We start from the raw sequence: 12,389 nt of genomic DNA, 5'->3' as shown, positions 1-12,389 counted from the left end.
CTCCTGTTTGCTTTCGTTGGGGATGCCCCTGTCGGGCAGGTGTACGCTTCTTCGGTCATGCGTCGGCGACGTCGACGACCGCTTGGGCGAATGCCGTAGGCGCTTCTTGGGGCAGGTTGTGGCCGATGCCTCCCTTGATGAGCCGATGCTGGTATTTGCCGGTGAACTTCTTTGCATAGGCGTCAGATTCCGGATGAGGCGCGCCATTCGCGTCACCCTCCAGGGTGATAGACGGCACTGATATTGGCGGAGACGTAGCGAGCTTCGCCTCAAGTGCTGCATATTGCGGTTCGCCATCAACGAGTCCGAGCCGCCATCGATAGTTGTGGATGACGATCGCCACATGATCCGGATTGTCGAAGGCTGTCGCGCTGCGATCGAACGTGGCATCGTCGAACTGCCATTTGGGCGATGCAAGCTGCCAGATCAGCTTCGAGAAATCGCGCCGATACCTGTCATAGCCCAACTGGCCCCGTTCGGTCGCGAAGTAGAACTGATACCACCAGGCAAGCTCGGCCCCGGGTGGCAGCGGGGTCTTGCCGGCCTCCTGGCTGCCGATCAGGTATCCGCTTACCGAGACGATCGCCTTGGCACGCTCGGGCCAGAGCAGCGCGATGATATTGACCGTTCGGGCGCCCCAATCAAATCCTCCAAGGACCGCTTTCTCGATTTTAAGCGCGTCCATGAAAGCGATGATGTCGGAAGCGAGCGCCGTCGGTTGCCCATTTCGCATCGTCTCCGCAGACACAAAGCGCGTTCTGCCATACCCACGAAGGTAGGGGACGATCACGCGGAACCCCTTGGCAGCCAGCAGGGGCGCGACGTCAACAAAAGCATGGATGTCATAGGGCCAGCCATGGAGAAGCAAGACAGGTAGGCCTTCAGAGGGCCCCGCTTCGGCATACGACACCTCGAGCAGGCCGGCGCGCACCTGCTTGAGGAGCGGGAAGGATATGCCGGCTCCCGGCTTAATGTCTGCCGGCGTCGGTTCAGCTGCCTGGGCGCTATCCGGTGCAAGCAAGCCCAGCGGTGTGGCGGCGGCCGTTACAGCAGCGGTTCCGATCAGGCAGCGTCGTAGAAGATCGATGCCTTGTCCAGAATACCCGTCCATTACATTGCTCCCTGCATCGAATGTTCCGGGACGGCCTGTGATTGCCGTTGGAAAGCCTGGGGCGGTCCTTTCGACCGCCCCAGCTCTTGCCGTGGCAGCTCATGCCGCTGGTGCCATGCTCTTCATGGCCGCCAATGCTTCCAGGATTTCCTGCGTCGTCACGATGGCGCTGGCATAGCTCGGCATGTTGATTTCCAGTGCCGCATGCATCATCTCGGCCGAATAGTCGGCGACGGCATCTTTCACGACCGTCACGTCATATCCGAGTTCGGCTGCAAACCGGACCGTTGCCTCGATGCAGGTATGTGCGATCAATCCAATGACGATCAGTCTGTGGATGCCCTGCCTTTTGAGTTGGTTGTCGAGGTCGGTGTTGGCAAAGCCGCTGGAGCACCAGTGCTCCGACGCCACGACCTCGCCCGCGGCAGGAACGAACTCTGCCCTGAATTCGCCACCCCAGGTACCGTACTCGAACGTCTTGCGCTTCCAGGCCAATTTCTGAATGGGAGCGATATACTTCCAGTTTTCATAGTCGCCTTCGCGAAAGCGGTGGTGCATCGCAAAGAAGACGGGAAGCTTGACCCTCCGCGCTGCCTTGAGGATCTGCTCCATGTGCGGCACGCAATCATTGGCTTCGGCAACAGCTTGAATGCGCGGCCAGATTTTGCCTCCTTCGGAGATGAAGTCATTGTATGGGTCGACGACGAGAAGGCCGGTGATGCCATATTCATAGGAGAGTTCGGTCACTGTATCTTCCCTTCACGCTCAAGCGGCTCTCGACGATTGCGTATTGCGCAACGCAAAGCGCTCGATGCTCGCCGCAAAGAGCGGCGTTTCCCCTTTGTTGTGGGCGATCGACATTGGCTGGCGCTGCGCGCGGAATACCTCGAACGGGATGCCCTGCCGGTCGAGGAAAGCCATCATCTCGTCGGTTGCGAAGGACTGGACGCGATTGGTGAACTCGCAGCGCTCCTTATCGATCGCCTTGACGCTAAGTTCCCAGGTCACATGGATGGTGAGGCGGCCGGTCTGCGTGAAGATGTCGGAATCTGAATCGAGAATCAGGTGATCCTTCTCGCCGATCGTCTCGACATAGTGCTGGACCATCAAACTGCCGCCGATCGTTTCCACATTGATCGACATGCGTGTGCCGTCGGGCGCGGTCGTGAAGCCGGCGGCGATATGGGCTGGCGAGCAGCCCTGATATTCCTTTTCCGGCAGTGTGAAGCACCAGTTGGGAATGTCGATCTTCTCGATCGGCGCGTTGATGATAGCGGTGAAACTGGAATCGACGACCTGATTGTCACGCATTATCTGTCTCCTTCTTCGCCAGGGGGATCGCTCTATTGCGCGACGGCGTGCTCACTGCACCGTCGCTCCTGTCAGATCGATTTGCGAAGCGGCTTGAAGGCAGCGCGTAGATCGGCTGTCAGGAGTGTGGGCTGCTCCCAGGCTGCGAAGTGGCCACCCTTGGGAGGACGGTTGTAGAAAATGAGCTGCGGGTAGGCCTTCTCGGCCCAACTCCGTGGGGCTTGGTAAATCTCGTCAGGGAAGGCGCTGACTGCGACCGGTATCTTGATGCCGCGGGGATCGAAGAAGCCGCCTGAGGGAAAATGGGCGTTGTCCCAATAGAGCCGGCCGGAAGAGATGGCGGTATTCGTCAGCCAATAGAGCGTGATGTTGTCGAGAATATCGTCCTTCGTTAGTCCTTCCTGTTTCCCATCGAAGACGCGGGCAATCATGTCGTAGCTGCGGATGTCATGATCGAGCATCCAGGCGGCCAGGCCGATCGGGGAGTCGACGATGCCATAGAGCGTCTGCGGTCGGTTGTTCATCTCGATCGCATAGCCCAGGCCATTCTTATTGAAGTCGTCGAGCTGGTCCCAGGCCCGCTTCTCGTCTGCATCCAGGCCGGCAGGCGGTGAACCGACAGCGAGTGCCTTCGAAATGTCCGCCGGCACAGTGGCCGCCATGTTGGTGTGGATACCGAGCAGGCCAGCCGGTTCCTGGACCGCCATCAACTCGGTGACGGCATTGCCCCAGTCGCCGCCTTGAGCAACGTATTTCGTATAACCGAGGCGCTGCATCAGCACGGCCCAGGCCTTGGCAATGCGAGGCGGATTCCAACCCGCCTCCGTCGGCTTGCCGGAGAAGCCGTGGCCGGGAAGCGAGGGGATGACGACGTGGAAGGCGTCGTCAGCACTCCCCCCGTGCGCGGTTGGATTGGTCAGAGGCTCAATGAGTTTAAGCTGCTCGATGATCGACCCTGGCCAGCCATGAGTAACGATGATCGGCATGGCGTTTTTGTGCTTGGACGTCACATGGATGAAGTGAATGTCCAGCCCGTCGATCTTCGTTATGAACTGCGGGTAGGAGTTGAGCTTCGCTTCGACCTTGCGCCAGTCGTGATTATTGGCCCAGTGGTCTGCGAGTTTTTTGATGATGGAGAGTTCTACGCCCTGTGAGTGGTCGGTCACCGTCTCGCGATCCGGCCAGCGTGTGGCGACGATGCGGAGACGGAGATCTTTGAGTGCTTCGTCCGAAAAATGCACGTGGAACGGCTTGATCCTCTCGTCGGCGGTGGCTGCAAGTAGATAGGACGGCCCAAGTGTGCTTGAACCTACGATCGCCAAGCCTAGGGAGGTGGCGGCAATAAAACGGCGGCGGTCCTGGTCGATTGCATCAACGACTTCAGTCTTGTTCATGAATCTCTCCTCGAAGGCAGGATGTCCCGGTTGCACGTTTGTGCTGACTGAAACCTACTGCCGGATGCCAAGGAGTGCTCGTTATGCGTTATTAGTTGTTGTTAGAATACGAAAGTGGAGCGTGCTAACAATTAGAAATGGCGCCACAGGTCATTACTTAAGGTGATTTGCCATTGAGGGCTGAATCCTCTCAAGGCAATGTCGCAAGAAGGCGTTCCGTGCTCCTCAGATCGGGCGTGTCGAAGCCTTCCTCAAATCGCACATACACTGCGCGGAGAAACGTCCGGGCATCCGGGCGCCCCTGGGCTCCCCATAGTTTCGCGATGTCCGCCGATGCGCGCAACTCCAACATCAAGGCACCTTGTCGACGGCACCAATCGAGGGACTGCATCAGACAGGCTTCACCCTCCGCCCGTCTCGGCTCGGACATCGATAGCAACACAGCGGCCTTTATGCGCAGCAGTTCCGGCATATGGCCGGTATCTCCGCTCGCTTCGACCGAGCAAATAGCTTCATCGACAAGCGCGAGGCTCTCGGTAAAGCGACCCAACGCAGCCAGGCCCTGCACAAGCGCGATATTGAGCGTCGTTGTATGCAATTCATATCGGGTGGCGTGAAGCTCGGCTATGGCATCGCTTACGGCCGGGACACCTACGTCTGCAGCATTCCTGCGAATGGCCAGCAGCCCCCTGTAGCCACGTCCAACGGCGAGGTACGGACTTAATGAATGAGCATCGGCTCTCGCCACGAATTGCCCTAACAATTCCTCAGCAACTTCCAGGTCGCCCATCCAGACGAATAAAGAAATTGCCCAGACTAGGGTGATCAAAAGCGTTACAGGGTGTTCCGCGGCCACGGCCCCATCAATGGTTTGATGGGCAAGTGCTCGAGCACGATCGGGATAACCTTGCAACCACAAGGTTCGAGCGAGAAAGAGTCCGGCCAAATCATGACCATCGAAGCCGAGATGAATGCCGGAGCTGGTTCGTGCAATCGCTGTACGTGCCTGAGCGGCTTCCAGTTCGGTGCGAGCAGCGGCAAGATCGCCTGTATGCGTTCGCGCAATACCGGAAATGAGATGCGCAAGCGCAAGGGCGCCGGGCTCGGCAACGGCGGTGGAGAGGTCCAAGGCTCGTTCGCCGATCGCAGTGACAGCTTTGAACTCACCGACACGCATATGATACATGGCGAGGGGCGCGAGAAGCTGGATCTGATTCAGGGTGTCGCCGCGCTCTTCCGCAATAGCAAGGCTTCGAGCTAGTGACGTATAGGCCTCGCTGCTGCTTCCACGGGTGAACATCGAGGACAGACCCAGGGCTGCCTGGAGATGCAGCTCTTCGAAACCGCCATGCATCGCTTCAGATAGAGCAGTAAGCGCGTTTCCAGCCCAATGACGACATTCGGTGAGGAGAAACATCGCCAGAAATACCGGCACCGCGGCAGTAGCAAGCGAGATACCAAGTTCAGTGTCACCATCATTGCCGAAGCACCACTCGAGCGCTGTCCGCACATCACCAAGGCCGGCGAGATAGGGGGCTCTCTCCACGGCGTTCGACAAGGTCGGCCAGGCGGCTTCTGTCCGCTCCAGCCAACTCCGGCAGAAAATTGCATGACGTCGAGCGCGATCCATATACTCGACTTTGCCTGCATCAAGTCCGAGCACATAGGAGCGCGTGGTCGATAGTAGCCGATAGCGCACCGTTTCACCGACCGCATCAGCCACGATCATCGATTTCGCAACGAGGCTCTCGACGGTCTCGATGACAAGAAGTTGATCGGAAGCCGCGCTTCCCGCCACTGCTTCCACAGCAGGCATTGTGAAATGGCCTACAAAAATGCCGACGCTGCGAAGCACCTTCTTCTCCATTTCAGATAGAAGTCCGTAGCTCCATTCAAGTGTGGCCAGCAGGGTCTTTTGCCGTGGCGGCGCCGTTCGTTGCCCTTGCCACAGGGTCAATCGTTGGTCGAGAAGCTCTGCGGTCTGGCGCAGGCCTAGCGCACCAACGCGTCCGGCAGCGAGTTCAATGGCAAGAGCGACGCCGTCGAGTTTGCGGCAGATAGCCGCTATCAGCGGTGCGTCAGCGTCCCTGAGATCCAGTCGCGCGCCGCGCGCCGCGGCACGCTCGACAAACAACTGGGCAGCGGAGAAGGTGAGCACGATACCCATCGTAACGGGAGCTCCTTCGGTGGGCACGTCGAAGGGCTCCAGCTTGTACACAAATTCACCGTCAGCTCGTAGCGTTTCCCGACTGGTGGCGAGCAAATAGACCTGTGATGTCGCCCGGAAAATCTCTGCAGAGAGCGTGGCAGCTGCCTCGATAACGTGCTCGCAATTATCGAAAACCAAGAGAATACGTTTGTTACGCAAATATTGTATAATACTCGGTACCGGATCATCGGATCGAATGGAAATACCAAGTGTCGACGCGAGCGATGGCGCCACCATTCCCGGATCGGTCAACATGCCGAGATCGAGGAACAGAACCGAGCCGACAAATGTTTCCAGCAGATGGTGTGCAGCAGCTACCGCGAGTGTGGTCTTTCCGACCCCTCCAGCACCCACGATCGTAACGAAACGCCAAGTTGTAAGTTCGGCGGAAATGGTGAGTACACTGTCGTTGCGCCCGACCATTCGAACTAGTCGAGCAGGCAGCAGAGCGGCGCCTCGAAAAACTGTCCCGTGGGTTACCGTGGCATTGAGCTCGGTGCGTTCCGAGGTAATTGCCGCCACAAAGCTGTAGCCGCGACCGGCAATGGTCGCGATATATCGAGCCCCCTCCTTGCCGTCTCCGATGGCCTTGCGGAGCAAAGCGATATGAAAGCGTAAGCTATTTTCCCCGACGATTACGTTCGGCCAAACCTCCGCCATCAGATCGTGTTTGCTAAGAACCTCATTGGGACGAGATGTAAGAGCTATGAGAACGTCGAGGGCACGGCCGCCCAAGTCGACTGGGTTCCCATTCTTGATAAGTTGACGTTCGCTCACCATGAGTTCGAAAGGGCCAAAGGAGATCACATGCCGGCCTTGGGCGGTTCCATCCTTTAGCATCGGTGCTCGCTTTCGCCGTCTCTATCCGCTGAGGTCGGATGCTACCACTTGCTATCGTAATTGGCATCTCGAAGCGCGGGTCGGTATTCCTAGTCGCCTGCCACGACCACCCATTTCCTTCCCAGCTAATCGAATAGCTGACGGATAACGCGTCGTGTTTTGTTGCCAAGGATGCCGAAACCCTGTTGCGTGATATCGGCATGGAGCCGCGCTTGACACCTGTTCACAGCCCGCAATTCAACGGCATAGCCGAAGCCTTTGTAAAGACGTTCAAGCGGGACTATGTTTCGGTCAGCCCCGTCCCCGATGGCCAGACGGTCATCGACCAACTGCCAATCTGGTTCGAGCACCACAACCGCTTTCATTCACACAAAGCACTCGGCTACCGCCCACCAGAAAGAATTCTTGGTCGAGACACGCTAGCCTCGTTTATTGGATCAATTTGATGACGGTAACTGTGATATTGGGTCCGGAACACGATCAGCACCTGCGGGCAACGGTCATGAATGTCATGCGACAGCTCGGTGCTGCAGTCGAAAGTCGGAGTCTGTCCGTCGCTGGTTCGCAGGAAATTGAGACAGTTCAGGCACGATTGGCCGGACAAGAAATCACCATAGAGGCAGAAACCTATATTGGCCTTTCCATCACTGGCCATGAACGCGCGATCAATGAAATCTCCGAGCGAGTGAGGCAGGCCACCCAAACTATCCCAACCTGATCCTGCCCCGTATTTTGGGGGTAACTACAGCAGCTGACCGAAATTCTCGCGAGCATATTCGAGGATTCGTAGCTTTGCAAAAAATCGGTAGTGTCCAGAATCTTTCGTACATTTGTCAGGCGACGGCCTCGTTTTGGAAGACATGTGGCTGATAGAGCGGGCGCATGTTCATGTAGCATTTGGTCGACCATGCGGTTCCGGCAATGTGGCGCAACCGGGCGGCAGCGAGGTTGAGGCACGACTGGCCATCTGGGAATGCGCCCACCACACGGGTCCGCCGGCGGATCTCCTTCATGATGCGCTCGAGCGGATTGTTGGTCCTGATCTTCTGCCAGTGAAGGTCGGGAAAAGCATAGTAGGTCAAAGTCTCGTGGACGCTGGCCTCGATCAGGTCGGCCGCCACATTCATCCGCCCAGCGCGCAGATCCGCAACGACTGCGCGCGCTTTATTGTCGGCGGCCTGACGGCTCTCCTGAGCATGGATGGCCTTGAGCCTATGGCTGACATCGCGAACCTTCGTCGATGGCACATGGCTGAAGACATTGCGATAAAAATGGACCATGCAACGTTGATAGCGCGCTTCCGGCAGATATTCCGCCACGCTCTCCACCAGGCCTCTGCAGGCGTCGGAAATGACGAGTTGGACGCCTTTGAGCCCGCGATCGACCAGGTGGCGTAGAAAGGCCGACCAGCCGGATTTGTCCTCCTTGGCGCCCTCGCAGATGCCCAGAATCTCTCGGAAGCCCTCGCTGTTGACGGCCGAGGCCACCAGCAATGACACATTGCGGATCTCGCCGGCCCAACTGCGCTTCATGACGATGCCGTCGAGATAGAGATAGGGATGCTCTCCCTCGATCGGCCGATGGCGCCACGCCTCGATCTTGGCGTAGATCTTCTTGTTCAGGTTCGACACCGTGCTGGGGCTGACCCGGGTGCCCCATAAGGCTTCGGTGATGTCTTCCACCCGGCGGACCGAAATCCCCGCCAGGTACATCTCGATCAGCGCTTCCTCGACCGAGCTCTCCCGACGGCGGTAGCGCTCGATGATGGCCGTCTCGAAGGTCTGACGGCGCAGCTTTGGAACCTTCAATCTCACTTCGCCGGCACCAGTCTCCAGCGTGCGCTCGTAACTGCCCGCTCGCGTGTCCTGGCGCCCTTCGCTGCGCTCATAGCGACCCGCACCGCAAAGCCGGTCCGCTTCGGCATCCAGTAGCGCGTTCAGCGTCTCTTCCACCGTTCCGCGCACCATCTCACCGAGATGATCACGGATCCGGGCCTCATCGATCTGGATCACCTGACCCATCGCTTTCCCATCGTTCATTCCAGGCTCCTTGCTTTCTACAAGAAGCCGTCAATCCTGAAAGTGCGAAAGATTATGTACGTTATCGAAAAATCTAGATTTCTTCAGTCGGCGAAAAGCTTCAAGTGCAGCTGGCAAGTTATAGAAGGTTATTGAGGAGATGAAGCGCGGCCTCTATTTCGCGGCACGGGTTGTGGCCTCAATTGCACGGCAGGGCGTGCGCTTTCAAGTACGAAATCGATCCCTACTTCATGCGATATACGCATTAGAGCTAGCTTTGATGTGGGCGTTTTGGTCAACCAGCTCCATCGCAATCACTCGCAGGAGCTCGCGGTTTCGGGCACTGTAGCGTGCCCAGGCGTAAGGCTTAGTTGCGGGCCCCCGCAACCAATTCTGTCATAAGTCAATTACCGTCCTGATCTGACCATCAGGGCGGTTTTGGCGTTTAAGCGCACGATCAAGTGAATTCTGTTAACCTAAGATATTGGAATTAGATCCCGTGCTGGAGATCGTTGCCGAAGAATGACGGACATCGTCATCCTCGACGATCAGCTACAAACACTCGCCATCTTCCGCAGTGGTCCGCTGGCCCTGCCTCGTTTCAGTTCCATCACGTCATCGACTTCAAGCCAAATGGGCCGATTTTTCTCCGAGATTGCCTCAAACGGATGATTTTCAACATCTTTGGCAATATGCCTGCAACATCCTCCTGAATGCCGGCCCTGCTATCTATTGCCGCAACGGGCCTAGGTCCCGCGACGAGCGCCTTCCGCCGGTTATTGCCCTCGACTACGATCACCCCATGATCGGAAACGGAAAAGAACAGCCTTCGCTGGACCTTACGCTGGATGGCATGGGGCCACCGCATCAGCAGATCGAGCGCGCCATCAGGGGCAAAATCCAGACTGGTGCATGGCCGCCCGGCTATCGGATTCCGCCGGAGGAGGAACTGGCCGTGTTCCTGGGTGTCTCCCGCGCGCCTTTGAACAAGGTCCTGAACAACCTCGCGAACGCGAAAGTCATCGTGCGCCGACGACGGCACGGGACGTTTGTCAGCGAACGATCGGACAATCACGCCGTCATCGGCATTATCGACATCCGCGACAAGATCGAGAGCACGGGCAAGACATACAGTTTCAAGCTTCTCAAGCGAGACGTTGTCGATGCTGACGATGCCTATTTCTGGTCGGACGTGGCGCGGAGCGAGCGCTTGCTGCGGCTGGAGCTGGTTCACAAGGCCAACGGTGTCAGCGAGGTCTATGAGGAGCGGCTCATTCGGATCTCGGTTATCCCCGAGGTCGAGTTCGAGTCGTTCGACAATGTCCTGCCGAACGAATGGCTGTTGGCTCGGCTGCCCTGCACGCGGCTTGTCATCACGATCCGAGCCGCTATGGCCGAGCGCCGGATCGCAAAGGTGCTTGGCTTGGCAGCTGATGAGCCGGTTCTGACCTCCGAACGGAAGACCTGGGCGCACACGGAGGCGGTGACCTGGGTGAAGCTGTCCTTCCCCGGTCATCGCAACGAGTTCGTCGGCGAATTCAATGTAACAGCGCAGACTGCCCTGATCGAAGGTGACAGCCAGTTGGGCGCCATGGCAACCGATCGCTTGCGTTCGGCTTTCGAGACGACGGCGGCAGCGGGCCTGCCGACGACGGGGAGCGGCGCGGCTTCGGCCATGCCCATGCAGTTTGCCTCGCTCGGCAATTCGACTGCGCCTGCGGGTTCGCCTTCACCGGTAGCGCCTCCTGCGGCAGACGGGCTTTCTGTCTGGGGGCAGGGTTTCGGCTCCTGGGGGCGTACCGGCAGCACCGGCAACGCTGCCGGCATGACGCGCAACAGCGGCGGTTTCCTGTTTGGCGCCGATGCGCCCATATCGCTCGGCGAGACGGATGTGCGGCTCGGTGCACTGGCAGGCTATAGCCGTACCAGCTTCAGCACCCGGGGCCTGGGCAGCGGCGACGCCGACAACTACCACCTGGGCCTCTATGCCGGCACGATGGTGGGTCAGCTCGCCCTGCGTGCGGGCGCCTTCTACACCTGGCACGACATCTCCACCAGCCGCGTGGCGGCCGGGCAGGGCATCAATGCCGACTACCGGGCCGGCACGGCACAGGTTTTTGGCGAGGCCGGCTATAATCTGCGCTTCGGCGCCGTTGGTTTCGAACCCTTCGCCAATCTCGCTTTCCTCGATCTGCGCGCAGATAGCTTCCATGAGCGCGGTGGCAATGCGGCGCTTGCGGCCTCGTCCTCCAATACGGACGTCACCTTCAGCACGCTGGGGCTGCGGGCCTCCACCGACTTCGAACTCGCCAGCCTGACGGCGCGCGTCAGTGCCACGCTCGGCTGGCGCCACGCCTTCGGCGATACCACGCCGCATGGAACGTTCGCGTTCGACGGCGGCACGCCGTTCGGTGTGGAGGGCGTGCCGATTGCCGAAAACGCCCTCGTGGCCAAGGCCGGGCTCGATCTCGCCCTCAACCGGTCGGCGACGCTGAGCGTGGCCTGTGGCGGCCAGTTCGCCCGCCGCGGCAGCTTCGACCAGAACGTGTCGGGCAAATTCAGCCCGCGGTTCTGATCGGTAGGGCTAGGCTGCTTCATACTCCAAAATGTTTGCCGCCGCATATTGATACATCGATATGCGGCGGTTGCGTTATGCCCTGCTTCGAAGGCTGCAGCGAAGCGTTCAAAATCGCGGGGCGGTCGTTGGCAACAAGGCAACAAACCATGGCTTTTCTAATAAAATCACGTTATCTGTGACTCCGCCGAGGCAGTATCGAGATAGATGGTATTCCCAATCAAGGTTCGGCGAAGAGTTTGGTGAAAGCTGCCAAGCTTTGTCTCAAAGACTTGACTTTGCAACGATGTTTGTGCCTCCGGCCCGCCTGCAAGCACTTCGTGTAGCACACGGCTGCTCATCGTATCCGGCCCGGTAATTCCAAGGATGTGCAGAATGGTTGGAGTGAGGTCGCAAATGCTGGTGGGCAGATGGGAAACGGTGCCAGATGCCGGGAAAGCCGATCCAGCGACGATGCCAAGCGCCGCAAGTTCCTTTCGGTGCAGGCCGCCATGGACTCCCAGATGTCTTGGAAGTTCGCTGTCGTAGAATGTTCCGCCGATAAGGCCAAAAGGGTCGAGACGATCATCGGCTCGAAAGGCGAAAGACACGTCCGGCGCACGCCTGTGATCGGCAAGAACGAGGTGGCGGCCCAGGCTGCCCGGAGCGATGCCCTCGACATCGTTTTTCGCGCGCGTGAATATTGGGCCGCACCGTGGCTGGCCGGTGATGCTCGCCACGAGCCGCGCAATCTGGTCGTCGCCGCACCGGAGGGTAGAGTTTCCGGCTTTGGTCACGGCGGCGGGCTGGGCGTACCGCCGGGATTTTGCAGCAGGATCGGTGGCTTGTAGCCGATGGCCCCATGCGGCCGATCCTCGTTGTACAACAGGGCTTGAGAACGCCCACGGGACCGCATTCCGGGAAGTTCTCTATCCGTATCATCCGTGGTTCG

General features: G+C 58.7%; 9 protein-coding genes and 1 pseudogene. 3 read left to right on the top strand and 7 right to left on the bottom strand.

What is annotated here, in order from left to right; all coding sequences use genetic code 11:
- Nucleotides 1–55: 55 nt before the first annotated feature.
- From U1R88_RS32650 to U1R88_RS32630, 5 genes are all read right to left on the bottom strand, one after another.
- Complete coding sequence (locus U1R88_RS32650) at nt 56–1,111, bottom strand: alpha/beta fold hydrolase (RefSeq protein ID WP_322435061.1); 1,056 nt, start codon at nt 1,109–1,111, stop codon at nt 56–58.
- 99 nt (nt 1,112–1,210) lie between these two features.
- The gene (locus tag U1R88_RS32645) at nt 1,211–1,858 is read right to left on the bottom strand and encodes a cysteine hydrolase family protein (protein ID WP_322435060.1); all 648 of its coding nucleotides are present in this window, start codon (nt 1,856–1,858) and stop codon (nt 1,211–1,213) included.
- An 18-nt stretch (nt 1,859–1,876) separates the two neighbouring features.
- Nucleotides 1,877–2,422 carry a hypothetical protein gene (locus U1R88_RS32640; protein ID WP_322435059.1) on the bottom strand — a complete coding sequence of 182 codons (546 nt, stop codon included), beginning with the start codon at nt 2,420–2,422 and terminating at the stop codon, nt 1,877–1,879.
- Between the two features lie 71 nt (nt 2,423–2,493).
- Complete coding sequence (locus tag U1R88_RS32635; RefSeq protein ID WP_322435058.1) at nt 2,494–3,816, bottom strand: epoxide hydrolase family protein; 1,323 nt, start codon at nt 3,814–3,816, stop codon at nt 2,494–2,496.
- A 190-nt stretch (nt 3,817–4,006) separates the two neighbouring features.
- Nucleotides 4,007–6,805: an ATP-binding protein gene (locus U1R88_RS32630; protein ID WP_322435083.1), complete on the bottom strand. Its 2,799-nt coding sequence runs from the start codon at nt 6,803–6,805 to the stop codon at nt 4,007–4,009.
- 197 nt (nt 6,806–7,002) lie between these two features.
- Here U1R88_RS32630 and U1R88_RS32625 point away from each other — a divergent pair.
- A pseudogene (locus tag U1R88_RS32625) lies at nt 7,003–7,311 on the top strand (integrase core domain-containing protein); the annotation flags it as partial.
- The gene (locus tag U1R88_RS32620) at nt 7,311–7,583 is read left to right on the top strand and encodes a hypothetical protein (protein ID WP_322435057.1); all 273 of its coding nucleotides are present in this window, start codon (nt 7,311–7,313) and stop codon (nt 7,581–7,583) included. The pseudogene U1R88_RS32625 and the gene U1R88_RS32620, both read left to right, overlap by 1 nt.
- Before the next feature lie 115 nt (nt 7,584–7,698).
- On the opposite strand, the gene U1R88_RS32615 is transcribed toward U1R88_RS32620, so the two are convergent.
- Nucleotides 7,699–8,886, bottom strand: coding sequence for an IS256 family transposase (locus tag U1R88_RS32615; RefSeq protein ID WP_322435082.1), 1,188 nt, complete (start codon nt 8,884–8,886; stop codon nt 7,699–7,701).
- Nucleotides 8,887–9,460: 574 nt separating this feature from the next.
- Here U1R88_RS32615 and U1R88_RS32610 point away from each other — a divergent pair.
- Nucleotides 9,461–11,458, top strand: a complete 1,998-nt coding sequence (locus tag U1R88_RS32610; protein ID WP_322435056.1) for an autotransporter domain-containing protein — start codon at nt 9,461–9,463, stop codon at nt 11,456–11,458.
- 167 nt (nt 11,459–11,625) lie between these two features.
- Here U1R88_RS32610 and U1R88_RS32605 read toward each other — a convergent pair whose 3' ends face one another.
- Nucleotides 11,626–12,177: a hypothetical protein gene (locus U1R88_RS32605; protein WP_322435055.1), complete on the bottom strand. Its 552-nt coding sequence runs from the start codon at nt 12,175–12,177 to the stop codon at nt 11,626–11,628.
- Between the last annotated feature and the right edge of the window lie 212 nt (nt 12,178–12,389).

Source organism: Labrys sedimenti (assembly GCF_034424805.1).
GTDB lineage: Bacteria > Pseudomonadota > Alphaproteobacteria > Rhizobiales > Labraceae > Labrys > Labrys sedimenti.
Note: the sequence above shows the minus strand (reverse complement) of the source record. Positions and strands in the feature narration are given on the sequence as shown.

Coding starts and splice junctions, on each gene's coding strand:
- U1R88_RS32650 (WP_322435061.1), bottom strand. CDS start 1,111: ATGGACGGGTATTCTGGACAAGGCATCGATCTTCTACGACGCTGCCTG.
- U1R88_RS32640 (WP_322435059.1), bottom strand. CDS start 2,422: ATGCGTGACAATCAGGTCGTCGATTCCAGTTTCACCGCTATCATCAAC.
- U1R88_RS32635 (WP_322435058.1), bottom strand. CDS start 3,816: ATGAACAAGACTGAAGTCGTTGATGCAATCGACCAGGACCGCCGCCGT.
- U1R88_RS32630 (WP_322435083.1), bottom strand. CDS start 6,805: ATGGTGAGCGAACGTCAACTTATCAAGAATGGGAACCCAGTCGACTTG.
- U1R88_RS32620 (WP_322435057.1), top strand. CDS start 7,311: ATGACGGTAACTGTGATATTGGGTCCGGAACACGATCAGCACCTGCGG.
- U1R88_RS32615 (WP_322435082.1), bottom strand. CDS start 8,886: ATGGGTCAGGTGATCCAGATCGATGAGGCCCGGATCCGTGATCATCTC.